Annotated in this window: 22 protein-coding genes; 11 read left to right on the top strand and 11 right to left on the bottom strand. The window is 62.6% G+C overall.

Features of this window, described 5'->3' with window-relative positions; genetic code table 11:
* Window positions 1-40: 40 nt before the first annotated feature.
* Genes AAFP29_RS01110 through AAFP29_RS01095 form a run of 4 tightly spaced genes read right to left on the bottom strand, consistent with a single transcriptional unit; the run spans window position 41 to window position 4128 of the window.
* Entirely contained in the window at window positions 41-1261 is a 1221-nt protein-coding gene (locus AAFP29_RS01110) for an NADH:flavin oxidoreductase (RefSeq protein ID WP_419215455.1), read from the bottom strand.
* A gap of 1 nt (window position 1262) precedes the next feature.
* On the bottom strand, window positions 1263-2015 hold the full coding sequence (locus tag AAFP29_RS01105; RefSeq protein WP_419215454.1) for an acetoacetate decarboxylase family protein: 753 nt from the start codon (window positions 2013-2015) through the stop codon (window positions 1263-1265).
* The gene (locus AAFP29_RS01100; RefSeq protein ID WP_419215453.1) at window positions 2012-2812 is read right to left on the bottom strand and encodes an SDR family NAD(P)-dependent oxidoreductase; all 801 of its coding nucleotides are present in this window, start codon (window positions 2810-2812) and stop codon (window positions 2012-2014) included. The genes AAFP29_RS01105 and AAFP29_RS01100 overlap by 4 nt, the downstream gene beginning before the upstream one ends.
* Window positions 2809-4128: a flavin-containing monooxygenase gene (locus tag AAFP29_RS01095; RefSeq protein ID WP_419215452.1), complete on the bottom strand. Its 1320-nt coding sequence runs from the start codon at window positions 4126-4128 to the stop codon at window positions 2809-2811. Before AAFP29_RS01095 ends, AAFP29_RS01100 begins: the two co-directional genes overlap by 4 nt.
* Window positions 4129-4232: 104 nt before the next feature.
* Here AAFP29_RS01095 and AAFP29_RS01090 point away from each other — a divergent pair, with 104 nt between their 5' ends.
* Window positions 4233-4865, top strand: coding sequence for a TetR/AcrR family transcriptional regulator (locus AAFP29_RS01090; RefSeq protein WP_419215451.1), 633 nt, complete (start codon window positions 4233-4235; stop codon window positions 4863-4865).
* Window positions 4866-5096: 231 nt separating this feature from the next.
* On the opposite strand, the gene AAFP29_RS01085 is transcribed toward AAFP29_RS01090, so the two are convergent.
* The 3 genes from AAFP29_RS01085 to AAFP29_RS01075 all read right to left on the bottom strand — a co-directional run bounded on the left by AAFP29_RS01085 (window position 5097) and on the right by AAFP29_RS01075 (window position 10890).
* Window positions 5097-7268, bottom strand: coding sequence for a glutamine synthetase III (locus AAFP29_RS01085; protein ID WP_419215450.1), 2172 nt, complete (start codon window positions 7266-7268; stop codon window positions 5097-5099).
* A 187-nt stretch (window positions 7269-7455) separates the two neighbouring features.
* Window positions 7456-9648, bottom strand: coding sequence for a 3-hydroxyacyl-CoA dehydrogenase NAD-binding domain-containing protein (locus AAFP29_RS01080; RefSeq protein ID WP_419215449.1), 2193 nt, complete (start codon window positions 9646-9648; stop codon window positions 7456-7458).
* A 30-nt stretch (window positions 9649-9678) separates the two neighbouring features.
* Window positions 9679-10890 carry an acetyl-CoA C-acetyltransferase gene (locus AAFP29_RS01075; RefSeq protein ID WP_419215448.1) on the bottom strand — a complete coding sequence of 404 codons (1212 nt, stop codon included), beginning with the start codon at window positions 10888-10890 and terminating at the stop codon, window positions 9679-9681.
* A gap of 108 nt (window positions 10891-10998) precedes the next feature.
* Here AAFP29_RS01075 and AAFP29_RS01070 point away from each other — a divergent pair, with 108 nt between their 5' ends.
* The 6 genes from AAFP29_RS01070 (at window position 10999) to AAFP29_RS01045 (ending at window position 16864) form a co-directional block, all read left to right on the top strand.
* Window positions 10999-12192 (top strand): TetR/AcrR family transcriptional regulator, encoded by a 1194-nt coding sequence (locus tag AAFP29_RS01070; protein WP_419216315.1) that lies wholly within the window; start codon window positions 10999-11001, stop codon window positions 12190-12192.
* 79 nt (window positions 12193-12271) lie between these two features.
* Window positions 12272-12754: a cation:proton antiporter regulatory subunit gene (locus AAFP29_RS01065; RefSeq protein WP_419215447.1), complete on the top strand. Its 483-nt coding sequence runs from the start codon at window positions 12272-12274 to the stop codon at window positions 12752-12754.
* Between the two features lie 3 nt (window positions 12755-12757).
* Window positions 12758-13927, top strand: coding sequence for a cation:proton antiporter (locus AAFP29_RS01060; protein ID WP_419215446.1), 1170 nt, complete (start codon window positions 12758-12760; stop codon window positions 13925-13927).
* Between the two features lie 39 nt (window positions 13928-13966).
* Window positions 13967-14905, top strand: coding sequence for an adenylate/guanylate cyclase domain-containing protein (locus tag AAFP29_RS01055; protein ID WP_419215445.1), 939 nt, complete (start codon window positions 13967-13969; stop codon window positions 14903-14905).
* Between the two features lie 82 nt (window positions 14906-14987).
* Window positions 14988-16031, top strand: coding sequence for an ATP-binding cassette domain-containing protein (locus AAFP29_RS01050; RefSeq protein WP_419215444.1), 1044 nt, complete (start codon window positions 14988-14990; stop codon window positions 16029-16031).
* Window positions 16028-16864, top strand: coding sequence for an ABC transporter permease (locus tag AAFP29_RS01045; RefSeq protein WP_419215443.1), 837 nt, complete (start codon window positions 16028-16030; stop codon window positions 16862-16864). Before AAFP29_RS01050 ends, AAFP29_RS01045 begins: the two co-directional genes overlap by 4 nt.
* 104 nt (window positions 16865-16968) lie before the next feature.
* Here AAFP29_RS01045 and AAFP29_RS01040 read toward each other — a convergent pair whose 3' ends face one another.
* Entirely contained in the window at window positions 16969-18330 is a 1362-nt protein-coding gene (locus AAFP29_RS01040) for an ROK family protein (RefSeq protein ID WP_419215442.1), read from the bottom strand.
* A 457-nt stretch (window positions 18331-18787) separates the two neighbouring features.
* On the opposite strand from AAFP29_RS01040, the gene AAFP29_RS01035 reads away from it, so the two are divergent.
* The 3 genes from AAFP29_RS01035 (at window position 18788) to AAFP29_RS01025 (ending at window position 22526) form a co-directional block, all read left to right on the top strand.
* Window positions 18788-19984: an LLM class flavin-dependent oxidoreductase gene (locus AAFP29_RS01035; RefSeq protein WP_419215441.1), complete on the top strand. Its 1197-nt coding sequence runs from the start codon at window positions 18788-18790 to the stop codon at window positions 19982-19984.
* A 53-nt stretch (window positions 19985-20037) separates the two neighbouring features.
* Window positions 20038-21438 carry an L-serine ammonia-lyase gene (locus AAFP29_RS01030; protein ID WP_419215440.1) on the top strand — a complete coding sequence of 467 codons (1401 nt, stop codon included), beginning with the start codon at window positions 20038-20040 and terminating at the stop codon, window positions 21436-21438.
* 65 nt (window positions 21439-21503) lie between these two features.
* A complete protein-coding gene (locus AAFP29_RS01025) occupies window positions 21504-22526 on the top strand; it encodes a sigma-70 family RNA polymerase sigma factor (RefSeq protein ID WP_419215439.1) in 1023 nt (340 codons plus the stop codon).
* A gap of 30 nt (window positions 22527-22556) precedes the next feature.
* On the opposite strand, the gene AAFP29_RS01020 is transcribed toward AAFP29_RS01025, so the two are convergent.
* Window positions 22557-22970: a VOC family protein gene (locus AAFP29_RS01020; RefSeq protein WP_419215438.1), complete on the bottom strand. Its 414-nt coding sequence runs from the start codon at window positions 22968-22970 to the stop codon at window positions 22557-22559.
* Window positions 22971-23030: 60 nt separating this feature from the next.
* Here AAFP29_RS01020 and AAFP29_RS01015 point away from each other — a divergent pair, with 60 nt between their 5' ends.
* Window positions 23031-23714: a histidine phosphatase family protein gene (locus AAFP29_RS01015; RefSeq protein ID WP_419215437.1), complete on the top strand. Its 684-nt coding sequence runs from the start codon at window positions 23031-23033 to the stop codon at window positions 23712-23714.
* 71 nt (window positions 23715-23785) lie between these two features.
* Here the strand turns inward: AAFP29_RS01015 and AAFP29_RS01010 are convergent, their stop codons facing one another.
* Both AAFP29_RS01010 and AAFP29_RS01005 read right to left on the bottom strand, forming a co-directional pair.
* A complete protein-coding gene (locus AAFP29_RS01010; RefSeq protein WP_419215436.1) occupies window positions 23786-24799 on the bottom strand; it encodes a phosphotransferase family protein in 1014 nt (337 codons plus the stop codon).
* Window positions 24796-26040 (bottom strand): acyl-CoA dehydrogenase family protein, encoded by a 1245-nt coding sequence (locus tag AAFP29_RS01005; RefSeq protein ID WP_419215435.1) that lies wholly within the window; start codon window positions 26038-26040, stop codon window positions 24796-24798. Before AAFP29_RS01005 ends, AAFP29_RS01010 begins: the two co-directional genes overlap by 4 nt.
* Window positions 26041-26051 lie beyond the last annotated feature (11 nt).

Raw genomic sequence — 26051 nt, 5'->3', positions numbered from 1 at the left:
CGGGTTTCATCAAGCCAGGTGTGCACACATTGGCGTGGACTCAACGCGGGATCTTCGCCTGTTTTGCCGCGGCGACGGTAATACGGCCGAGGGCGCGGCCGATCGTGTGCACACCCGGCCGGCGTTGCGGCGTTAGGCCAGCCGCGATCCGGTGCAATTGGTTGTTATGCCAAGCCAATTCGAGATATCCATCGGCTGGACGGTAGCCGGTGCGGGGTGCCGACTTCGGCAACTCGGGAGTCCTTCCGGCCATGATCGACTGTGGATACGTCGGAGCGAAGGTGAGGGGTCGGCCGATCCCGACTAAGTCGACCAAGCCACTGCCGACAAGTGAGTCCATCGCCTGGGCCGACCTCAATCCGCCGGTGAGCATCAGCGGAATGGTGGACTCTTCACGAACCTTCCGGGCGAAGTCGACGAAATAGCCTTCGCCAGTGACGGATTGACCGGCGGCGACGCCAGTCATCGCCGGCTCCTCGTAGCCGCCACCACTGATCTCAAGGAGATCCACTCCGGCATCGGCGAGGGCTAGCGCGACATTGCGGGCCTGTTCGTCGCTGAACCCGCCGTGGACGAAGTCCTTCGAGTTCAGTTTGACCGACACCGGTACCCGAGCGCCGACTGTTTCGCGAACGGCCGCAACGGTGTCGAGGAGGAATTTCATACGCCCTTCCTCCGTGCGTCCCCATTCGTCGGCGCGAAGATTGGCCAGCGGCGAAAGGAACTGAGAGAGCAGATAGCCGTGTGCGGCATGAATTTGGACGCCATCGAAGCCGCCGGCCATCGCGAGCTGCGCGGTTCGGGCGAACTTGCCGACCAGAAGTTCGATATCGGCGTGGCTGAGTTCACGAGGCTTCCGAATGCTGTAGCCGGGAACTGAGCTTCGTCGAGCCGATGGCGCGACCGGACGACGGTTGAAGGGCGACACGGCGACCTTGCCCGGATGGTTGATCTGGGCCCAGATCAAGGTGTCGATGTCTTTCGTCGCACCGGTCCAGGCGCGTATCGAGTCCAGACCTCGTGCGTCATCGAGAATCACGTTGCCAGGTTCAGTCAACGCGTCTCGGTCGATCATGATGTTGCCCGAGAGCAACAGGCCCGCTCCCCCTCTCGCCCACACGGCATAGAGATTTCGGAGCCTGTCGGAGGCAGTTCCGTCGCGCTTGGCGAGTTGCTCACTCATTGCCGCCTTCGCGATTCGATTCGGGAGAGCCTGCCCGCAAGGAAGCGTAAAAGGTTGAGTAAGAATGGATTCAGTCATCTCAGAGTACTCTCGGTCGCAGGCGGGTGAGGGAGAATAGCGGTGTGAGGGGGCGGATCGGGACTGGCGGAGTACCCGCCGAGAGGTTGACGCGATGCAGTCGTGCATCAATCACATCGCCAACACCCATCAGGTGAATGGGGTCTCGCTCCGATCCGCCGAGAGTGAAATCATCGAGGTCGACTCGCCGAGTCTCGATCGGATGCTCACCAGGTGTGAAGCCGATAACCCGGGGCAGTGCGAAACCGAGCGTTCCGGTCACATTGCGATGTGGCCGACCTAGAATGGGCGGCGCATCGGAAACCTGCTCTCCGAGAATACCTTTCATAGAGATCAGCTGTTCGCCACGCCGGGATGCATTGGCGGAGATCTTATGACCGTCATTATCCCAGTCGATCTGACCCAACTTCTTCGGATAGCCGAGCAGTTCCCGTCCGAGAATCAGAGCTACGTCATCGTCCAGGATCATCCACGGGCAATGAATCCCGGTGCCGCGAATCGTCTTGATATGGAAGAAGATTCCCGCTTCGTGATAGACGGAGCCGTATGTACAGTCCGGAAACCAGGCGGTGAATACCTCAGCACGACCAGGCGTGACTGGACGAATACCCGGCGGCAGCCAACGCCGCATCTTCGCGATATCGACTTCAACAGTAGCGGTGAAATAGTGCGCATCACGGTAAAGCAGGCCGCGCGGCGGCGCCAGACGCAGCGCCTGGCGGATGCTACCGCGAAACCCATAGTCGTCGGTCATCGCATGTCTCCATACACTCTTCGCAGGATCGGACTGAGAATCGAGCGCGGCGTGAGCCTTCCACCGACGTCCTGCACCTTGGCGATCACTCCCGGCACAATCCGACGACGACCGGCCGCGAGTCCACGAAGCGCTGCCTCGGCGGCCTGTTCCGCGCTGACCCAGGCGAAGTCAGGCAGATGCTCTTCAATCGCGCCCAGGTCGGCTACCTGACCGAACTCGGTGCGTACGGGCCCGGGGGCGAGCAGCGTACAACTCACTCCGGTGCCAGCGAGTTCCGCGTGCAGCGACTCTGCCAGGGTATTGGCAAACGCCTTCGAAGCGGCGTAGGTCGAATTATTCGGACTCGGTTGGTTCCCCGCTGTGGATCCGGTGATGAGGATGGCGCCGGAACCACGAAAGATCATTTTGGGCAAGAGTCCGACGACAAAGTCATGCACCGCAACGACATTGAGCGCCACCTGCTCACGCTCGCGCGCGGCGTCCAGTTCGGCGATCCGCCCATAGGTGGCGAATCCCGCATTCAGGCAGATGATGCTGGTCTCCCTCACTTTCAGCTGATCGAGGAGCTCCTCGCGGGCCGCGGCATCGGCGAGATCGCATGCGATCACATCTACATCAACGAGGTACCGGCTACGCAGCCGATCCGCTAACTCGGTCAGGCGGTCTTCGCGGCGCGCGATAAGGATCAACGAATAGCCGCGTCTTGCGAACGATTCGCCAAGTGCGGCACCGATTCCGCTCGACGCGCCGGTAATGACGACGCGTGATTCTGCGGTCGCAGCTGGCAGGCTCATAGCGGCATGGACTCCTTAACTGGTAGTACAGAAGCGACTTGGGGCTTCAGGATGGTGCGCACGATGAGTAGTCGTAGGGCTCGACGAAGAATCTTGATACGGCTGAGGATTTCCGCCGAACCGGCGAGCATCGACGAACGCGCCTTGATCCATCGCGCGACGATGTCCGACAACGGTTCATCGAAATAGTCTTGGGCGACAATGGCTTCGGCGAGAAATGCCGAACCTTCCGAGATGATCCGGCCCGCGCCGGAGCGAGGCGCTACCAGCCCCCATAGATAGATGTTGGCGTAGCGCGGAACCAGCACATGCTCAACCAACATCGGATTTCCGCCGTACCACACAAACATCGACTCATCGAGCATCGGAAATCTGGTCTTGAATCCCGTCGCCCAGACCACGGTGTCGTATTCGGCCGACGAGCCATCGGTGAAATGCACTCGCTTGCCGTCGAACCGGTCGATCTCCGGCCGTGGGCGTACTCTTCCGTGCTGCAGGGCGTACATGAGGGAGCTGTTGACAGTCACGTCCCGAGTGAAGAGTTTGTGGTCCGGGCGTGTTAGACCATATCTGCGGTAGTCGCCGTAGCTCAGCCGAAGAAGTTGTTTGAATACCGCCCGCTGCAATGGCATCGGCCACCACACCCGGTCGTATTCTGAGGCCGGGATGCCGAAGATTGTCTTAGGGATGAACCAGTAGCCACGGCGCATCGAGAGGTCCGCAATGCCGTAGGTCGCTGAAGCTTCCACGGCGATGTCGCTCGCCGAGTTCCCGGCGCCGACGACGAGTACCCGGTCGCCCTCACCGAAGTCGTCGGACCGTTTGTATTCCTTGGAGTGCAGTTGCTTTCCGGTGAAGTCGCCGGGGTACGTCGGGATATTGCGCTGCCAATAGTGACCATTGGCGATCGCCACGGCTCGGTAGCGACGGGTCTCACCCGACGCGAGTTCAACGAGCCAGCCATCGGAGCCATTCGCGTCCACCGGCCGCATATCCGCTACTTCAGCGTTGAACTCGATATTCGCGGCCAGACCGAAGTGGGAAACGTAGGACTCCAGATAGGTGAGCATCTGCAGTCGACTGGGAAAGGTCGGGTAGTCGTCCGGCATCGGGAACTCGGGGTACTGCGTCGACCGTTTGGAGCTAATCAGATGCGTCGAATCGTATACGCCATGCGCCCAGTTGCCGCCTATTCGATCGGTCGCCTCCAGATGGTCATACGCGATACCGGCCCTCTTGAGCGCGCAGGCCAGACCGTTGCCCGCATATCCAGCGCCGATCAGGCAGACACGGTCGCGCCGATCATCGATCTCCACCGTCTAACTCTCCTTCTCGGCATTAGTTACACTGAGTGTAGCTACAGTGCGTGTACTATTGCTCGAGTGAGATTGAGATGTCAACGCAGAGCGGAAAACCTGTGATGACAGACACCGCAGCGAAGCGACGGCCCTACGCCCCGCGAATGGCTCCGGAACAACGCCGTGAGCAACTGCTCGACGCAACCCTGCGGGTCATTTCAGCTCGTGGCGTCGGGAAGGTATCGATTGACTCGGTCGCCAAAGAAGCCGATGTCACGCGACCGGTTGTCTACAAGCATTTCGACGACACGTACGCGTTGTTGCGTGCATCTCTGGCTCGCGAAGAGCACCGAGCGAACGAACAGTTTCTCGCGGCCCTTCCACCTGAACCCGCGAGTCTGCCCATCGAAGACCTGATCAGGCAGCTGACCGCGAACCTACTCCGAACTTTCGAAGAATCACCCGAATTGTGGCGTGCCGCCCTGGTTTTGGCTGACAGCACGACACCTGAGTTTCGAAAGCGCCTCGAGTATGGGCGCGAGATCGCCGCCGACCACCTAGCGGCACTACTCGTTGATCGCATAGGCGGCGAGGAATTGTCACCAGATGCGGACGTCGAAGTGCTCGCGCACCTACTGCTGTCGATGATCGTCGAATCAGGCCGGCTCCTGCTGTCCTTGCCTGAGAAGTTCCCCCGAGACCGACTCATGACATCCCTTGGCCGGGCCGCCGGCAAGATACTGGCGCGCAGCTGACGGGGCACGTAGTTGCTACGAATCGGCGGCTGGATCAAATAGAGCGCTTCAGATGCGGTGCTATTTGGTGCGATCACAATTCTGGATCAAATAGAGTCAGCAACGCTGCCGATCTCGCTACGCCCCCTCCCGTTTCGCCTCACCGACGCCGGCCGCACACTCCTGGAACTGTCCCCGTAGCGCGAGCAGACGCCGTATCGCCATCTGCTCCCGCCGCGGGAACTGTTTCGATCAGAGAATCGTCAGCATCTCGTTGTAGGTCGGCAACGGCCACAGATCGTCGGCGACGATCGCCTCCAGTTTGTCGGCGACCTCTCGCACGGCGGTCATCGCCGGAACGAGCACATCGAGCGCGTACTTTGATTCCTCGTATTCGCTCTCGCCGTGCAAGCCTGCGATTCCCGCGTCGAGTTTGCCAATCGCGGCATGCATCTCGGTGATAAGTCCGGTGATCTCCAGCAGCACCGGCGTCTCGACGATGATATCGGCGGCCTTCAAAGATGCTGCGGTAGAAGCCAACTCGCCCTGATAGCGGATTGCCGCGGGCAAGATCATCGTCTTGGCGATCTCGGCGGTCTCCTTCGCCTCGACCAGCAGCGTCAACGAGTAGTACTCAAAGATGACGTCCTCACGTGCCTTGAGCTCCCGGGCCGACAACACCCCATACCGTTCGAATATCTCGACAACCTCGGGCGAGGTGAGTTCGGTGACCGCGTCGACCGTGGTGCGCAGATTCTTGAGACCACGCGCGGCCGCCTCCTCCTGCCATTCATCGGAGTAGCCGTTGCCATTGAAGATGACCGCACCGTGTTCGTTGATGATTCCCATCAACACCTGCTGAACCGCGTCGGCGAGCTCAACACCATCGGCCAGTTGCTTGTCGACGGCAGTCGAGATGAACTCGAGCGAATCGGCGAGGATCGTGTTGATCGCGACCATCGGATCGGAGATCGACTGATTGGAGCCGGGTGCCCGGTACTCAAACCTGTTGCCGGTGAAGGCAAATGGACTGGTGCGGTTCCGGTCGCCGGGATCGGCCTTCAACGGCGGCAAGGTGTCGACGCCCAGTTCGATGACGCCTGCTGCCTTCGAGCCGGTCGCTCCACCCTTTGCGATCTGATCGAAGACGTCCATCAGTTGATCACCGAGGAAGATCGAAATAATCGCTGGCGGAGCCTCATTCGCACCGAGGCGGTGGTCATTCGACGCAGATGCGACCGCCGCGCGCAACAATCCACCGTAGAGATGTACCGCGCGAATGATCGCTCCGCAGAAGGTCAGGAACTGCATATTCTCGTGCGGGGTGTCACCGGGGTTGAGCAAGTTGCCCTGGTTGCCGTTGCCGAGGGAGAAGTTGACGTGTTTACCCGATCCATTGACGCCGGCGAATGGCTTTTCGTGGAGCAGACATTTCATGCCGTATTTCTCGGCGACCTTCTTCATCGTCGTCATCATCAACTGCTGGTGGTCGTGCGCGAGCACCGACCGCTCGAATACCGGCGCCAGCTCGAACTGTCCTGGCGCCACCTCGTTATGCCGTGTCTTCGACGGTATGCCCTGCTTGAAAAGTTCACGGTCGAGCTCAATCATGAACGCCAGCACGCGATCCGGGATAGCACCGAAGTAGTGGTCGTCGAATTCCTGCCCCTTCGACGGCTTCGCCCCGAACAGCGTGCGGCTGGAAGTCATCAAATCCGGGCGTGCGTAGAAGAAGTGTTCGTCGATCAGGAAATACTCCTGTTCGGCGCCCGCGTAGGACACCACGGTGTCGACGTCGGCGTGGTCGAATAGCTTCAGCAGTCGCATCGCCTGCTTGCTCATCGCCTGTTGGCTGCGAAGTAGCGGCGTCTTCTTATCCAGCGCCTCACCCGTCCACGAAATGAAGACGGTCGGGATACAGAGCGTATTTCCGTTGGGATTCTCCATGATGTATGCCGGGCTGGTGACATCCCAACCGGTGTAACCGCGCGCTTCGAAGGTCCCGCGCAGACCGCCGTTGGGGAAACTCGACGCGTCCGGCTCGCCCTGCAACAGGGTCTTACCAGCGAATTCGGCGAGTGAGGCGCCGCTGGAGTCGGGCTCCAGAAAAGAGTCGTGCTTCTCCGCGGTCAAGCCGGTCAGCGGGTAGAAGACGTGCGCGTAATGCGTCGCGCCCATCTCCAGCGCCCAGTCCTTCATCGCGACCGCGACATAGTCGGCGAGCGCCACATCCATTTGCGCGCCGGTGTCGATTGTGGCCGCGACCGCCTTGAAGACGTGTTTGGGCAACCGCTTCTTCATCACCGACAGGCTGAACACGTTGCGGCCGAAGGTATCTGCCAACGGTTCGGGAAAACCATCGGTCTCGACCCGGTAGGTCGTGACTGCTTCGATGGCCTGACGTCGGGACATACTGCCGCTCATGGGTGCTCCTGAAGACGAATTCGGAAATCGTCTCGAACCATATGGGCGCCGTGTATGCGGACCATTTCACACATGTGACGACGAGATTCCCAAATGTGACGTACAGAAGAACTGGCGCCCCCGGAAGTGATCAAAGCCCCGGTGCGGGATTCTCATCCGCACCGGGGCTTTGGTTCAGGTCGGGAAGTTACTTCCCGATGGTTTCGTTAGTGAGCTTTCCGCCCTTGGCGGCAAGATCGACCAACGACTGCGGCGGCTCGAAGTGCGAGCCGTACTTCGACGCGAGGTCGCGAGCACGGTCGACGAAGCCTTGCAGGCCGCCTTCATACTGGTTCACGTACTGCGCGACGCCGCCGGTCCAGGCCGGGAAACCGATACCGAAGATCGACCCGATGTTGGCGTCTTCGATGGACGTCAGAACGCCCTCGTCGAAGCACTTCACGGTCTCCAGCGCCTCGGCGAAGAGCATGCGCTCCTTCATGTCCTCCAGCGGGATTTCCACCGAACCGGACTTGAAGTGCTCACGCAGACCAGGCCAGAGCAGACCCCGCTTGCCGCTCTCGTCGTAGTCGTAGAAGCCCTTGCCGTCTTTCTTGGCGGTGCGGCCTTCTTCGACCAACCAGTCGATGACGGCGTACGAACCGTGCTGCACCGGCTCCTGGCCGGCCGCGCGGATCGCTGCCTCGGTCTCCTTGCGGATCTTCTGCGGCAGGGTCAGGGTCAGCTCGTCCATCAGCTGCAGCGGTGCGGCCGGGTAACCGGCCTGGGTGCCCGCATGCTCGATGAAGGCAGGCTCGATACCTTCACCGACGGCCGCGACGGCCTCGTTGACGAAGGTGCCGATGACACGGCTGGTGAAGAACCCGCGGCTGTCGTTGACGACGATCGGGGTCTTGCGGATCTGCAGGGTGTAGTCGATGACCTTGGCCAGCACGGCGTCAGAGGTCTTGGCGCCCTTGATGATTTCCACCAACGGCATCTTGTCGACGGGTGAGAAGAAGTGGATACCGATGAAGTCTTCGCCACGCTTGACGTTCTCTGCCAGGATCGTGATCGGCAGCGTCGAGGTGTTGGAGCCGAGTACTGCGTCGGGCTCGACGATGTCCTCGATCTCGGCGAAGACCTTGGCCTTCACCTCAACCGACTCGAACGCGGCCTCGATCACGAAGTCGACACCCTTGAAATCGGCCGCATCGACAGTCGGGTGGATACGAGCGAGCAGAGCGTCGCTCTTCTCCTGCGTGGTCTTGCCGCGCGAGAGAGCCTTCTCCTCCAGCTTGACGGAGTAGTTCTTGCCACGGTTGGCCGCGTCGATGTCAATGTCCTTGAGGACGACCTCAATGCCAGCCTTGGCCGAAACATATGCGATAGCGGCGCCCATCATGCCGGCGCCGATAACGCCGACCTTCTTGGCGGTGTACTTGTCGTAGCCTTCGGGACGCGAGCCGCCGCCGTTGATGTGCTGCAGGTCGAAGAAGAACGCCTTGATCATGTTCTGGGCGACCTGGCCGGTGACCAGCGAGACGAAGTAGCGGGTCTCGATGATGTCGGCGGTGTCGACGTCGACGTACGCGCCTTCGATGGCCGCGGCGAGGATCGCGCGCGGGGCAGGCATGTTGGCACCCTTGATCTGCTTACGCAGCAGGGCGGGGAATGCCGGCAGGTTGGCCGCGACGGCCGGGTTAGTCGGAGCGCCACCGGGCAGCTTGTAGCCCTTGACATCCCACGGCTGCTGAGCCTCGGGGTTCTCCTTGATCCAGGCCTTGGCGGCGGGGATCAATTCTTCGACGGTGCCGACGACCTCGTTGACCAGACCGATTTCCTTGGCCTTGCCCGGCTTGAGGCGCGGGCCCTGCAGGAGCACGCCCATAAGCGCGCTCTGGAAACCGAGCAGTCGCACGGTGCGGACCACGCCACCGCCGCCGGGAAGCAGGCCGAGGGTGACCTCGGGCAAGCCGACGACGTTGCCCTTGACGTCGGCGGCGACGCGATAGTGGGTGTGCAGTGCGATCTCCAGACCGCCGCCGAGTGCCGCACCGTTGATGGCCGCGACGACCGGCTTGCCGAGGGTCTCCAGGCGACGCAGCACGGCCTTCATGCCGTTGGTGCGCTTGGTGATCTCGGTGGCGATCTCTTCTTTGGTCTGGGTCCGCTCGGCGGTCATGTCCTTGAGGTCGCCGCCGGCGAAGAAAGTCTTCTTCGCCGAGGTGAGTACGACACCGGTGATGTCGTCCTTCTCCGCTTCCAGGCGGTCGACGGTCGCTGCCATCGACGACTGGTAGAGGTCGTTCATCGTGTTGGCGCCCTGGTTGGGGTCGTCCATGGTGAGGATTACGACGCCGTCCGCGTCCTTCTCCCACGCAATCATGTTGTCACTCATGTTATTTCAAAATCCTTTTAGTGTGGAGGCTCAGAGGCGTTCGATGACGGTCGCGACGCCCATGCCGCCGCCGATACAGAGGGTGACCAGGCCGTAGCGGCCGCCGGTGCGCTCGAGCTCGTCGAGGCAGGTGCCCAGGATCATCGCGCCGGTCGCACCCAGCGGGTGTCCCATGGCGATGGCGCCACCATTGACGTTGACCTTCTCGTGCGGGATGTGCAGGTCTTTCATCCACTTCATGACGACCGATGCGAAGGCCTCGTTGAGCTCGAAGACATCGATGTCCTCGACGGTGAGTCCGGCCTTCTTCAGCGCCAGCTCGGTGGCCGGGGTCGGGCCGGTGAGCATGATCGAGGGCTCGGAGCCGACCTCGGCGAAGGACACGATGCGACCGCGCGCGGTCAGACCATTGCGCTTGCCGGCTTCTTCGCTACCGATCAGCACGACGGCGGAACCGTCGACAATGCCCGAGCTGTTACCGCCGGTGTGGACGTGGTTGACCTTCTCCACCGAGGGGTACTTCTGCATGATGACGTCGTCGAAACCTGCCATGTCGGCAAGAGCCTGGAATGCCGGCTTGAGCTTGCCCAACTGCTCGACGGTGGTGCCAGGGCGCCGGTGCTCGTCGACCTCGAGGATGGTCACACCGTTGATATCCTTGACCGGGACGACCGACTTGGCGAAATATCCTGCGGTCCAAGCCTTTTCCGCACGATTCTGCGACTCGACGGCAAATCCGTCGACATCTTCGCGGGAGAAGCCTTCGATAGTCGCGATGGTGTCGGCGCCGATACCCTGCGGGGTGATGTAGTTGTCGTACGCGGTGGCGGGGTCCATGAAGAGCGCGCCGCCGTCGGAGCCCATCGGGACACGCGACATCGACTCGACGCCACCGGCGATGACGAGGTCGTCGAAGCCGGACGCGACCTTGGCGGCCGCCAGGTTGGTGGCTTCCAGACCCGACGCACAGAAGCGGTTGACCTGGGTGCCGGGCACGCTCTGGCCGAGGCCGGAGACCAGCGCGGCGGTACGTGCGATGACCGCACCCTGCTCGCCGACCGGCGAGACGACGCCGAGCACGACGTCGTTGACGTCGGCGGGATCGAGGCCGCCGTGGCGGGCCAGAACCTCGTTAATCAGCCCGGAAACGAGATCGACAGGCTTGACACTGTGCAGCGAACCACCGCGCTGCTTGCCACGAGGCGTACGGATCGCCTCGTAGATGAATGCTTGATCAGGCACGGAAGTGTTCCTTTCACATGAACCAGGGAATGGTTTCCCACATAGGCTAACGCGTCTTAACTTATTTGGCTATACCCAGTGGTCAAATACTTCTGCGATTGCCGAATGATGCGCTATGGTCTGTTCACAATGCCGTCCTCGAAGCAGTCCGGGACCCGACGTCCGGCCAACCGTAAACGACAGCTGATCGATCTTTCGGCTCAGCTGTTCCTTCGCCGTGGTTACCCGCAAGTGTCCATGGCCGACATCGCCCGTGCGGCCGGTGTCACCGCTCCGTCGCTTTATCGTCATTTCGACGACAAGCAGACGTTGCTCTACCAAGCGGTGCTGACCGGCGTCGGCGACCTGCAAATCTGCACTGACGCCGCGATCACCTCGGCCAACGGCGACCCGCACGAATTCCTCACCGCGCTCTGCGGCGCGGTCGCCCGCCGTCGCGATGTCGCATCGCTGTGGCGCTGGACGGGCACCTATCTCACCGGCGAACAGAATCGCGAAGTGGCATTGCGGACTCGCGAGGTGTTACGCCAGTGGGCGGCAGTACTTTTCGACCGACGCGAATTGGCCGACTGGGAACAGCGCCAGCTGGTCTGGTCACTACTGTCCGTTGCGGGCAGCCTGTCATCGCACCGAACGAAGCTGTCGGCGCCGCAGGCGGTTCGCGAATTGATCGCCGCCGCCGATCGCCTTGTGGCACTTACTCCGTCGAATGCCGGACCGTTGGGAGTGCCGCCGCACGTCGGATTGCCCGATGACGACCGGCGAACCGAAATCCTCGACGCCGCAGCACAATTGTTCGCCGATCGCGGCTTCGGGCCGGTCGGCGTCGACGAGATCGGTGCCGCCGTCGGGATCACCGGACCTAGTGTGTACCGGCACTTCCCGTCGAAGGCCGCGATCCTCATCGCCATCGGGCATCGCAGCGCGGCGCGGCTGGAGGCCGGTGTGGTCGCGGCCTACGCCGCCGGCGGCAGCGACGCGAATACTCTTAGCCTGCTTGTTGATTCGTATGTCACCATGCTCACGTCCGGTCCGGATCTGTCGGTGTCGTTCAACAACGCACCTGCGCTGGCCAACAATAGTGCGGCCCGCGAACTCGTCGACATCCAGCGACGGTACGTCGCCCGCTGGATCAATCTGTTCACCTCGGTGCACTCTGGTGTCGATGACTCCGCCGCCGGTATCGCGGTCCACGCGTCGCTGTCGATCGTGAACGACGCTGTTCGATTGCGCCGGGGAACCGAGCGATCCGAATTCCCATCCCAGATGGCGTATCTGATGAAGGGCGTCCTCGACGTATAGCAACACCCGCCGCGACCATTGTCTCCCAACTTCACAACTGCACCCCACGACCCGCCTGGCGGGACTACCCTTGGCGGCTGTGAATGTCGAGGTGACCCCACTACCCGGTATCGGAGTCCGTAAGGATTTCGAGGTGTCCTCTGGCCGTCGTATCGGAGTGATCACCCGGCGCGACGGAATGATCGACCTCATCGTGTCTGAAGAAGGCGATCCCGACGCCTGCCGAGACCAGGTGCTGTTGTCCCACGAAGAGTCCGCTGTACTCGGCAACCTGCTCGGCGCCCCGCAACTCGTGGCTCAATTGCAGGACGAGCATCGCGACATTCCGGGCGTAAACACCAAGCAGATGCCGATCCTGCCGGGGTCACCCTACGATGGCCGTACCTTGGGCTCGACCGCGATGCGCACGCGCACCAAGACCTCGATCGTCGCGGTGATGCGAGCCGGCCAGGTTCAAGCGTCACCCGGTCCGAGTTTCACATTCACCGCGGGCGATGTACTGATCGTCGTCGGCACCGCGGAGGGACTCGACGCCGCGAACAAGATCCTCACCAACGGCTGAGGAATGACCGATACCGCCCTCGCCCTGATCGAACTGGGCGCGGTCTTCTTTGTCCTTGGAGTTCTGGGGCGGGTCGCCGCCAAGTTCAGCTTCTCCCCCATTCCCCTGTACCTCGTCGGTGGACTCGCCTTCGGGTCCGGCGGGTACATCGGTTTGGGGGAGGTCTCCGAGTTCGGCCACATGGCGGGCGAAATCGGCGTCATTCTGCTGCTGCTTTTACTGGGGCTGGAATACACGGCGTCGGATCTGGTGTCCGGACTTCGTCGGTCATGGCCCGCCGGACTCATGGACATCGTGCTCAACGCGACGCCGGGCGCGATAGTTGCCCTGGCACTCGGCTGGGGCCCGGTCGGCGCCTTGGCGATGGCCGGCGTCACCTATATCTCGTCGTCAGGGATCGCCGCCAAACTGCTCACCGACCTCGGCCGGCTCGGCAACCGGGAAACTCCGGCGGTGCTTTCCATCCTCGTCTTCGAAGATCTGACTATGGCCGCCTACTTGCCGATCCTCACCGCGCTACTCGCCGGCGTCGGTTTTTGGGGCGGGGTGAAGGCACTTGTGATCGCCGTCGTGGTGGTCGTTCTGGTGCTGTGGGTTGCGTTGCGACATGGTCGACTGGTCTCAGCCGTCATCCACAGTTCCGACCGCGAGGTCTTCCTGCTGACGCTCCTAGGGTCGGCGCTTCTGGTCGCCGGCTTCGCGGCAGCACTGCAGGTCTCCGCGGCCGTCGGAGCATTCCTGCTCGGTATCGCCATCTCCGGATCAACTGCCGACAATGCCACGAAGATCCTTGAGCCGCTTCGAGATCTGTTCGCCGCGATGTTCTTCGTCGTCTTCGGCCTGAACACCGACCCGTCGAGTATTCCGCCGGTCTTGGGATGGGCGGCTTTGCTGGCCGTTGTCACCACCGTGACCAAGATCGCGACCGGATGGTGGGCGGCACAACGTAATGGCGTCCGCGCGATGGGTGGCGCCCGCGCCGGAGCAGCACTGGTCGCGCGCGGCGAATTCTCTATAGTCATCGCTGGGCTCACTGTCTCGTCGATAGCCTCGGGATCCGAATTGGCCGCGCTGGCAACCACTTACGTGCTGCTGATGGCTGTCATCGGTCCGCTAGCCGCGCGTTTGGCCGAGCCGACGGTGCGCCTATTTCAACGGTCGGGTTCGCGATGACACCGCGCGAGTAGCGCAGGCAGCGATACCGTAGAGACCATGACCGACCCCACGCCTAAGCGCAGTGAGCCTTGTTATACCCGCGATGAGCTCATCGCAGAGATCGGCGTCGACGTCGACTTCGCCGAAAAGGTCTGGAACGCTTTCGGTTTCGCTCATCAATCCACGGAAGAGAAGATCTTCACGCAAGCCGACGTCGATGCATTCCGACTCTTCGCCGCGGGTGCCGAACAACTCCCCGCCGGCGGGCAGGTCGCCGCGGCACGCAGTATCGGACAGGCGATGTCGCGCCTCGCGGATTGGCAGGCCGACCAACTTCTCGAATTCGATCGAGATCCCAACGTGCCGTGGTCGATCGACGATATGTCCAAGGCGATCAGTCAAATTCAACGGCTCGTGTGGCGACGCCACCTGCTGTTGGCTCTACAGCGCAACGTCGCCTACAGTCCCGACGTCCTCGATTGGGAGGTTGTCGTGGGATTCGCGGATCTGGTTGGCTTCACCAGCCTGTCCCGACGGATCGACGTCACCGAACTCGAAGAACTGCTGACGGCGTTCGAAGCACGTGTCTCCGAAGAGGTTTCGGCATACCGGGGACAGGTGGTCAAGACTCTCGGCGACGGTGTGCTGTTCGTCAATACCGATCCGGCCCAGGCTGCGCTGACCGCGCTGGCGATATCGGAGTTGAGCAACCAGCCGCCGATTCCCGAACTCCGTATCGGTTTGGCGCAAGGCGCGGTCCTGCCCCGACTCGGCGACGTATTCGGCGAGCCGGTGAATATCGCCTCCCGGCTCTGCGGGTCGGCCCGTCCCGGCAAGATTCTGATCGACGACAACCTCGCCGAACTGATCGCCGACGACGACCGCTTCCGGATCCGATCAATCCCGACGCTGAGTGTTCGCGGCTACCGCAGGTTGCGGGCCAGCGCTTTGTCGGCAAGCCGGAAGAGTCAAAACGACTCAGACGGCGACCGATGAGTTCTTGAGGCGGGCGCGGTCTATCTCTCGCGGGCGAAAACCGTTCGCCCGATGTCGGACATGACCGTTACTGTGAGGACCTATGAGCTCACCAATCCCGATCACCAAGGAGGCCGGCACCGCCGGCAGTTCCCCCGATATCGCCATTGAGGCCATCGGTCTCGTCAAGCGTTTCGGTGACTTCACCGCTGTCGACGACGTCAGTTTCACTGTCCCGCAGGGCAGTGTTCTCGGTCTACTGGGCCCGAACGGCGCGGGCAAAACCACCACCGTCCGGATGATGACCACACTGTCGCCGCCGACCAGCGGCACCGCTCGTATCGCTGGCCATGACGTGACCGAACAACCCGACCTGGTTCGCCGCAGTATGGGCCTCACCGGCCAGGCCGCGACGGTTGACGAGATCCTGACCGGCCGTGAGAACATCAAGATGATCGGCGGCCTGTATGGCATCAACCGAAAGGCCCTGGCGCGGCGAGGTGAAGAACTTCTCGAGCAGTTCTCGCTGACCGAGGCCGGCGACAAACAGGTCAAGTCTTACTCCGGCGGCATGCGACGCCGCCTCGACCTCGCGGTAAGTCTGCTCGCATCGCCACCGGTTCTGTTCCTCGACGAGCCGACAACCGGACTCGATCCCCGCAGCCGATCTGAATTGTGGGATGTCCTGCGCAACTTGGTATCCGATGGCACCACTTTGTTGCTGACAACTCAATACCTCGAAGAGGCCGACCAACTCGCCGACAATATCGTCGTCATCGACAAGGGCAAGATCATCGCCCAGGGCACGCCGCTTCAGCTCAAAGAGCAGGCCGGCGCAGCCAGCCTGGTGTTGACCGTCTCGGCCGCCGACGATATTCCCGCCGCCGCCGCACTCCTGGCGAAGACCGGGGGTGAAGTCTTCATCGACCGGGGAGCCCGCAAGCTCACCGCGCCGGCGGACGGCCTCGCCGATCTCACCCGAGTCATCGGCTGGTTCGACGAAAGTGGCATCGCCATCGACGATTTAGGCCTGGCCCGTCCCAGCCTTGACGACGTATTCCTCTCCCTCACCGGGCATCGCACCGAAGACGCGGAGAACCCCGCGGCGGCGACTGCCGAATCGACCCCTAAGGAGTCCGCCAAATGACCACCGTGGCACCGTCTTCGGAGAAGGTCGCGACTCATCAGACAAATCTATGGCAGCAGTCATGGATTATGGTGTGGCGCAACCTGATCCACACCAAGCGCATGCCGGAGATGCTCTCCGACGTCACCATCCAACCGGTGATGTTCGTGCTGCTGTTCGCATACGTCTTCGGCGCGTCGATCCAGGTGGCCGGCGGCGCGAGCTACAAAGAGTTCCTGTTGCCCGGCATCATGGGCCAGACCATCGTGTTCACCGCGTTCATCGTCTCGACCGGCATCACCGGCGACCTGGAGAAGGGCATCATCGACCGGTTCCGGTCACTGCCCATCAGCCGGTCGTCAGTGCTGATCGGTCGCGCGATCGCCAGTCTGCTGCACTCGTCGATCGGCATTGTGGTGATGGCGATAACCGGTCTGGCGATCGGCTGGCGTATCCGCAATGGCTTCGGTGAGGCGGTTCTCGCCTTCGCCCTGGTCCTATTGTTCGGTTTCGCGATGATCTGGTTCGGCATCCTGGTCGGCTCGTGGCTGCAATCGGTCGAGGCAGTCAACGGATTCATGTTCACGTCATTGTTCCCGTTGACCTTCCTGTCCAACGCTTTTGTGCCAACCGATCCGATGCCGACGTGGTTGCGCACCATCGCCGAGTGGAACCCGATTTCGTCACTCGTGCAGGCGATGCGCGTGCTGTGGGGTAACGGGCCGGACGCACCGGCGAGCGCAGCTTTGCCGCTACAGCATCCGGAGCTGACTACTCTGATCTGGTCGGTCGGCCTGACGCTGATCTTCGCACCGTTCGCGTTGCGCGCTTATGCGAAGCGGACCGCCGACTAGCCCCACCCGCAAACCCCACACAAAGCGACAACCCCGACGCAATTATTGCGTCGGGGTTGTCGCTTTGTGTGGGGTTTGCGAGCGGCCGGGCCGAGTGCGCGGTGCTACGCGGTTAGCGCGATCGCCTCCAGCGGATCGGAGTAGATGGCGTCGAGCGACACCGCGCCGGCGGCTTGCTGCTGCACCGTGACGCCCGAATGCGACACCCGCACATCACGTTTCGCCGCGACGGTGGTCTCTCGGACTGCCTTGGCAACGGTCGGCAATGTCAGCGGCGCATCGGTGAACGCCTGCCCACCCAGGATGATGTGGTCCGGATTGAAGATATCGGCGATCAGTGCGACCGCCCGCCCGAGCACTAGTGCCCGCTCATCGAGGATCTTGCGGGCGATGTCATCGCCATTGCGGGCAAGTTCGTGAACAGCGTCAATACCTTCGACGGTGAGTCCGGCAGCACGCGCGGCATCAACCACGCCGGTATCACTGGCCGTCGGTTCCAGCTGTCCGGTGCGATTGGGATCGAGCAATTCCGTTGTACCGGTGGGGAAATGACCGATGACCGGCGGACCCGACGACGGTGTGTGCACCGAACCGTCGACGCTGAACGCGACGCCGACCATCTCGCGTGCGTAGAAGTAGAGGAAACTCGCAGAGCTGTTGTCCGGGTTGACGAGCAGTTCCGCGGCGGCCATTGCCTCCACATGCGAGGCGACCGACACCGGCAGACCAACACTCTCAGCGATGATCCGACCGACCGGCGCCTTCTCCCAACCCAACCGAGGGTGATCGACGAAGCCGCCGTCGCGGACCCGGCCACCGATCGCCACGCCGGTCCAGAGTGCGCGTTTACCGGTCCAGCGTGAGGCGAACCGTCGAGCCGATACGCCGATCGCCGCCAGCACTTCTTCCGGAGCGCCTTCCGGCGTCGGGATCTGGATGGCTCCGACGACGCGGTGCAGCAGGTCGTGGGTGGTGATGGAGGTGACCTTGAATCCGATGTGAATGCCGACCGTCAGGTAGTCGGCGACGTTCAGCTCAAATGGCAATCGCGGACGACCGATCGCACCGGCAGGCGCGAGGTCGGCACGTTCACGAATCAACCCCGCGCGAAGCAGTGCGCCGACCTGCCGGTTGACCGTCGAAATCGACAGGTCGGTCTGTTCGGCGGCTGCGTCACGGAAGATCGGCCCCGACAGCCGCGCGGTGCGCAGCACTACTGCCGCCGGCTTCGACGACAGTTCCAGTTGCGGCGTTGCGATATGAATTCTGGACTTTCCTTGCTGAGTACCCGATCGCCCGCCGGCGAATCCGGCGGTGAGCCGCGGGTCGACCGCGAGCGGACGTGAACCGTAGGCAAGCGGGCGGGAGGTCCGGGCACTGCGCGGCGGAGCGGGGCGAGTGACAACGGCTCCGGCGGTGGATCGAGCAGGTCGGATGTCGCTGCGGTGGTCAAGTGCGGTGGTCATGATGTTGTCCTCAAGAAGGTGTGAATGCCCGGCATCGTCGGAAGATCGACCGGAAGTCTTGAAGGTCGAGACCGATGGAGCGAGAAAACGAGAGAAGCCTAAACAGGCAGGTCGGGTCGTTTCAGCGCATTCGACAACAACAGAGAACACGAGCCAGCGGCAGACGGCACCCCAAAGCGGTGGTCATATAGGTGACCTCCGGGATGTAGTGCTGCTGACTCGACATAGTCGCAAAGCTAGCAGCGTGCCGACAAGGGATGCAACATCTGACCACTGTGGGACAGCACACAGTAGTCATATGATCGCACCCGCCCCAGATATCAGGAGCGTGTACCGGCGAATATAGATCGCCCAGGACACACTGCCCACCTTTGGCCCACGAAGATTTCAACGCACAGTTTCACTCGACGGTGGCGTTGACTCGAAGGATCCCTGCCGCCATCTGAAAGGATTTCGTGTGTCCGCGCATTTCCATTGGTTCCTGCCCACCTATGGCGATTCTCGCAATCTGATCGCCGGTGGTCATGGCAGTTCGATGTCGGGCGATCGGCCCGCCGACCTGCGCTACCTGAACCAGCTCGCGGGCGCCGCCGAAGTCAACGGGTTCGAGGCAGTACTTACCCCAACCGGACTCTGGTGCGAGGACGCGTGGCTGACCACCGCGATGCTGGTGGAAACCACCGAGACGCTGAAATTCCTCGTTGCCCTGCGTCCGGGGCTGATGAGCCCACTGCTGGCAGCGCAGATGGCCGCGACTTTCCAGTGGCAGTCCAACGGCCGACTACTACTCAACGTCGTCACCGGGGGTGAGTCGCATGAGCAACGGGCATTCGGCGACTTTCTCACCAAAGACGGACGCTATGAACGCTGCGGCGAATTCCTCGATATTCTTCGCCAGTTGTGGGCCGACAACGGCCCGGTCAACTACACCGGGAAACACCTACGGGTTGAAGGCGCGCAGGCCGCCCGCATTCCCGATCCGACGCCGCCGATATTCTTCGGCGGCAGTTCGCCCGCAGCGGGCACCGTGGCGGCAGGGTTCGCCGACACCTATCTCACCTGGGGCGAACCTCCTACGCAGGTCGCCGAAAAACTCGATTGGATACGTGGGCTCGCGAAGACCGCTGGCCGTGAACTCGACTACGGCATTCGACTGCACGTCATCGCACGTGAGACCTCAGAGCAGGCATGGGCCGAGGCAGACCGGCTACTGGGAAATCTCGACCCGAAGGTCGTCGAGGCCGCGCAGGAAAATCTCGCGCAGTCCGAATCCGAAGGTCAGCGCCGTATGCGCGCCCTGCACGAAGGCGGCGCGTCATTCGGAAGCGGTTCGGACGCAAGGTCTTTGGAGATCTATCCGAATCTCTGGACCGGCGTCGGCCTGGTTCGCGGCGGTGCGGGTACCGCGCTCGTCGGGTCACATGAAGAAGTCGCCGACCGAATCGCCGAATACGCGGCGCTCGGCCTCGACCACTTCATCTTGTCCGGCTACCCACATGTCGAGGAGGCATATCACTTCGGCGAAGGAGTCCGGCCCCGTCTCGTCGCACGCGGCATCCTCGACGACGACTCAGCCAACGTCGAGCCGGTTCGAAATGCTTTCCTACCATCAGTCGAGACCTTTGGTTCGGCGGGTAAGGTCAGCGCTTCCTGACGCTGAACGACGTGCGACGTGCGCGTGATCGGATTTCGGCGCACGCTTGGTAGATGACAATCAGCGTGTTCGACCTATTCTCGGTCGGCATCGGGCCATCGAGTTCGCATACGGTCGGGCCGATGCGCGCGGGTAACAGGTTCGTCGCTGAACTGTGCGCGAGCGACGTATTGGGCTCGGTAGCAGACATCCGCGTCGACCTGTACGGATCACTGGCGGCCACCGGCGCCGGACACGGCACCCCGACGGCGATCCTGCTAGGGCTCGAAGGCTATGCCCCCGAGGAAATCACGCCCGACGTCATCGCCGAACGGGTCTCGACCATGACCTCGACCGGCCGCATCGCGCTCGCGGCAGAACTGGCGCCGGCGTCGTCGCCGGCGATCGCACTCACCGTCGAAGATCTCGTGATGCATCCCGCGACGATCCTGCCGTTTCACCCGAACGCGTTGACACTTACCGCGTTCGACGGCGCGGGCATCGAACTGCTTGCGCAGACCTACTATTCGGTCGGCGGTGGATTCGTGGTCACCGAAGCGCAGGCACGTACTGCGCAAACCAACGAACCGGGCGGTCGTGCATTCTCCTCGGCGGCCGAACTTCTCGAACTGTGCCGGCGCGACCATTGCGCGATGAGCGATGTTATGGCCCGTGTCGAAGGCGAGACCCATTCTGTCGATGACCTTCGCGCCCGGTTACTCCATATCCGCGACGTGATGGTCGCCTGCGAGCGTCGGGGAATCTCGCAGTCGGGGACGTTGCCGGGGACGCTCGGGGTCCGACGTCGGGCGCGAGGTTGGTATGAACGTCTGAATGCGGAGGATCCCGGCCGTCGCCCTGAGTTCGCCGAGGACTGGGTCAATCTTGTGGCGCTGGCGATCAATGAAGAAAATGCCTCTGGCGGCCGAGTCGTCACGGCACCGACTAACGGGGCGGCCGGCATCGTTCCGGCGGTCCTGCACTACGCCGTGCACTACACGGCGTCGGGCGGCGCCGACGCTGACGACACCGCGATCCGCTTCCTGCTGGCGGCCGGAGCGATCGGTTCTATCTACAAGGAACGTGCGTCGATCTCCGGGGCAGAAGTCGGGTGCCAGGGTGAGGTCGGTTCGGCCGCGTCGATGGCGGCCGCCGGGCTCGCGGAAATCCTCGGCGGATCACCCGAACAGGTCGAGAACGCCGCGGAGATCGCGATGGAACATAGCCTCGGGCTGACGTGTGATCCCATCGGCGGATTGGTTCAGATTCCGTGTATCGAACGCAATGCGATCTCGGCGGGTAAGGCGATCAACGCGGCGCGGATGGCGTTGCGGGGCGACGGCGCACACCGAGTGAGCCTGGACCAGGTCATCGAAACCATGCGGCTCACCGGCGCGGATATGAGCACCAAGTACAAGGAAACCTCCACCGGCGGCCTCGCGGTGAGTGTGCCGGTGAATTATGTGGAGTGCTGAGACCGCGATTCATCTTCGATGTTCACGCTGTACACATGTCGGTGATTTCGGGTAATCTACCTCACATGACAGCCCCAAGCACTACCTCCGGTCCCGATACTGATTTCCACGAGGCGACTGAACCCTACCGGCGCGAGATCATCGCGCACTGTTACCGAATGATGGGGTCACACGCGGACGCCGAGGACCTCACCCAGGACACCTACCTGCGCGCTTGGCGCGCGTTCGACAAATTCGACGGTCGCGCCTCGGTACGCACCTGGCTGCACAAGATCGCCACCAACACCTGTCTCACGGCGCTGCAGTCCACCCAGCGCCGCCCGCTGCCGTCGGGCCTGGGCGGCGATGCCTTCGATCCGACCGACACGCTCCTACAAGATCACGAGGTGCCGTGGCTTGAGCCTTATGCGAGCGATGTCGACGATATCTCGCCCGGCGTCGACGCCGACCCGGCCTATGTGGTCGGAGCGCGCGAGTCGATTCGGCTTGCGTTCATAGCGGCGCTCCAACACCTGCCGGAGCGGCAACGCGCGGTGCTGATCCTGCGCGATGTCATGGGCTGGAAGGCCGCAGAAGTGGCAGAGGCCGTCGACGTTTCGGTGGCCACCGTGAACAGTTTGCTGCAACGAGCCCGCGCGCAATTGAGTTCGGTTGCACCGCAACGGGATTCATCCCAACCGGACCCGGTGGACCTGGACACCGACAAGAAAGAACTGTTGAACCGGTATGTCGCGGCCTTCGAGCGCTACGACGTCAACGCCATCACCGAGATGTTCACCGACGACGCCATCTGGGAAATGCCGCCGTTCACGGGCTGGTATCAGGGCCCAGCGTCGATCGGAATGCTCATCCGTGGCAACTGCCCGGCCGAGAAGGCAGGCGACCAGATCCTGGTACCGACGATCGCCAACGGTCAGGTTGCGTACGGGCTCTACATGATCGGCCCGGACGGCGTACACCGGCCATTCCAGCTACAGGTTCTGGAGTTCGCCGGCAACGGGAAGGTCAGTCACGTGGTGGCCTTCTTCGCCGACGATCCGGCCGCCCTTTTCGCCCGCTTCAACCTGCCGGCGACGCCGCCCAAATAGCGACCCAACCACCGCCGGTAACGTACGCCCTCAGCTATCCGTACCCGCCAATTGCCCCGGGTCCATCCAGACGACATCCCACCCATGCCCATCGAGATCCCGGAAACTTCTCGAGTACATGAACCCTGGGTCTTCGACGGTGCGGATCGGCGCCGCGCCCAGGTCGACGGCACGCGCCACGATGTCATCGACGTCGTCTCGTCGATCCACCGCTACGGCCAGCATTGCCGCAGGGGCCGTGCGGGGGCCGGCCTCGGTCGGCGTCGCCGAATACCCAGCGAATCGCTCACAACGCAGCAGCACTACCCGACTCGCACCAACTTCGACGACCAGCGTGCCATCGTCGGAGAACGCGGCGTCGAGGGCGAATCCAATTCGGCCGAAGAACTCCCGAGCACGAGCGACATCCGCCGTCGGGAGATTCACGAGCAGAGTCGGTGCCATATCGAGATAGACCCGGCTACCGCTGAAAAGTCATCGCTCACCGAAGAATAGGGTGAAGCGATGGGCACCATCTATCTCGTCCGACACGGTCAGGCACAGGCCAACGCATACGGAATCGACACGTCCACGACCAATGACGCACCGATCGGCAGCCTCACCGAAACAGGTGCAGCACAGGCTGCGCTGACCGGCCGGTTGCTCACCGACCGAGTCCCCGAATTCACCCGAGCGATCAGCGGCGACCTCCCCCGTCAGACACAAACGCTGGCTGGCGTCCTGGGTGCATTCGACGCTGCGCCGACCCCTCAGGTCGATCCCGGCTGGAATGAGTACGAACTGTCGAGCCTAATGGGATCAGCGACTGCCGAAGAATATCAGGACGGCCGCAGTTTCCAGCAGCACCTCGACATCGCGTTATCGCGCTGGGTCGACGGCGCGACCCCGGCCGCGGGCGGCGAAACCTACGCCCGATTCGTCGAGCGCGTCGCGGCGTCAGCAAAGGCAGCGACCGATCAGGCGGGCTCCGGCGAGACGCTACTGGTGGTGTCTTCGGCCGGGGTCATCACCCAATGGATCGCGCAACTGTTCTCAATTCCGGGACAGTCGTGGCCGGCATTGTCGCGGGCGATGGTGAACGCGTCGGTGAGCAAACTGATCGTCGGACGTACCGGGGTGAACCTGGTGTCGTTCAACGAACATCTACATCTGTCCGACCGCGACGGTGGAATCTCGACGTTCCGATAGCGACGGCTCGAAACTGCGCCAGCGTGCGCGGCGAGGGCGTATCTCCCTCGTCTGACACAGAGGCGCAGACTTCAGCCAGCAACCTGCCGCAGACCCTCCGCGATGAACTCACCGGTCACCTCAGCGGCCTTCGCATTCTCGCTGTCGCCGGCCCCAGCGAGCGCACGGTGGGCGATCCCTTCCGCAATCACTCCCAGTTTCAGATTGGCCAACCCCAGGTAAAACGGCCAATCTCCCAGGTCGACGCCGGCTACCTCAGCGTATCGCGACGCGAGGTCGTCGGCGCTGGGATACCGATCGCTCGTCCACGCCGCGGAGAAGCCGAGAACCCGATCGAAGACCGGGCGGCGGTAGACACACATCAACGCGACATCAGTCAGCGTGTCACCGAGTGTGGACATCTCCCAATCCACCACCGCGAGAACCTTTCCCGGATCATCGGCCGCGACAATAGTGTTGTCACAGCGAAAGTCGCCATGCACGATGCCATTGCGCGCCGACGTCGGCAACCGGTCGTTGAGCGCGGTGATCAGCCGTTCGATGTCGGCCAGCTCCCTGGTCTTGACGATGCCCCACTGACGGGCCCATAGCTTCACCTGGCGAGCGGCGAATCCGTCGGGACGACCAAACTCGCCGAGCCCAACCGCGTTGTAGTCGACGGCGTGTAACGCGGCGAGGGTGTCGACCAACGCTCCGACGTTGGCCTCCACGGCGTTGTCATCGAATACCTCAACATCTTCGCGCGTCCGAATCACTTGTCCGTCAACGAATTCCACGACGGTGCATGGCGCTCCGAGAACCGATCCGTCGGTGTCGATCGCAACGGTCGCGGCCACCGGAACCGCGGTACCCTGCAGTCCTTTGGTCACCGCCCACTCACGATTCATGTCATGCGCCGACGGCGTCAGACCACCCGTCGGCGGGCGTCGAACCACCCATTTGCTGACGCCATCGCTCACTCCGAACGTGAGATTGGACTTGCCGCCGCTGATCAGCTCGACGTCGAGGTCACCCGCGACATCGACGCCACTGTCGAGCAGAAACTGTTTAAGGACAATCGGATTCAACACCGAGGTATCACTCATGCCTCGCTCCGAAGCCCGCTCGCTGCCGCTCCCGGCGCCTGACCCCGGCTCGCCTTGCGCGCCCGGCCGACCGCGCGTTTAGCGATTGCCCACCGATGCACCTCGGACGGTCCGTCGTAAATACGGAACGGGCGAAGTTCCTGCGCGAGCCGGGCTATCGGCAGATCTTCGGAGACGCCGAGCCCACCGCACATCTGCATACTTCGATCGGCGATACGTGAGTAGGCTTCTGCGGCAAAGGTTTTGGCGATCGACGTCTCGTCTGAACCATGCTCTCCGCGATCGAGTGCGTGGCACGCCTGGACAAGCAGGGCATGCGATGCCGCGAGGTCGATCTCATTGTCAGCGATCATCTGCTGGATCATGCCCAGGTCGCCGAGTTTGCCACCGAAACCGTCACGTTCGGCGACGTAGTTCAGCGCGACGTCGTGGCAGCGGCGAGCCGCACCGCGCCAACGCATCACATGCGTCATCCGCGCCGGACCCAACCGCACCTGCGCGTAGCGATATCCCTCATTGACCTCGCCGAGGACATTGGCGTCCGGAACAAAAACGTCGGAGAACGTCATCTCACAGTGTCCGCCGATCATCGATTTGTCGATGGTGTGTACGTGACGATCGACGGAAATCCCCCGAGTGTCCGCGGGCGCGAGGAACATCGTCGCACCACCACGATCCCCTGGCTCCCCCTTGGTGCGAGCCATGATGATGAAGAAGGCCGCACCGTCGGCGCCGGTGATAAATCTCTTGCGGCCGTTGATCTTCCAGCCGCCATCGACGCGAACGGCCATCGTGTTCAACGCATTTGGATCAGCCCCCGCGCCCGGCGACGGCTCAGTCATCGCGAAGGCTGAGCGGACCTCCCCGGTGGCCAACGGCGCCAGGAACTCGTCGCGCTGCCCATCGGTCGCGATATGCGCGAGCATATGCACATTGCCTTCATCGGGTGCGCCGATGTGCAGCGCGATAGGTCCAAATGTCGAGTAGCCCGCGGCGGCGAAGACCGGCACCCGATCAGACATCGACAGTCCCCCGCCACCGAATTCGATCGGCGCATGCGGCGCGAAGACGTCGACAGCCTTTGCCGCGGCGTTCAATTCGCGCCTGATGTCGTCGCCACCGGCCGCGGTAATGTCACCGGCGAACCGATCTTCGACTGGCAGCACCGCGTCGGCAATGAACTTCTCGGTACGAGTCACCAGATCGACGACGTCGGGCGCGTAGGTCAGGTCGATCGGCATCGACGATTCTC

Origin of the sequence: Gordonia sp. CPCC 205333 (genome assembly GCF_048537885.1) — a bacterium.
Taxonomy (GTDB): domain Bacteria; phylum Actinomycetota; class Actinomycetes; order Mycobacteriales; family Mycobacteriaceae; genus Gordonia.
This window is presented reverse-complemented; position numbering and strand designations above follow the sequence as displayed.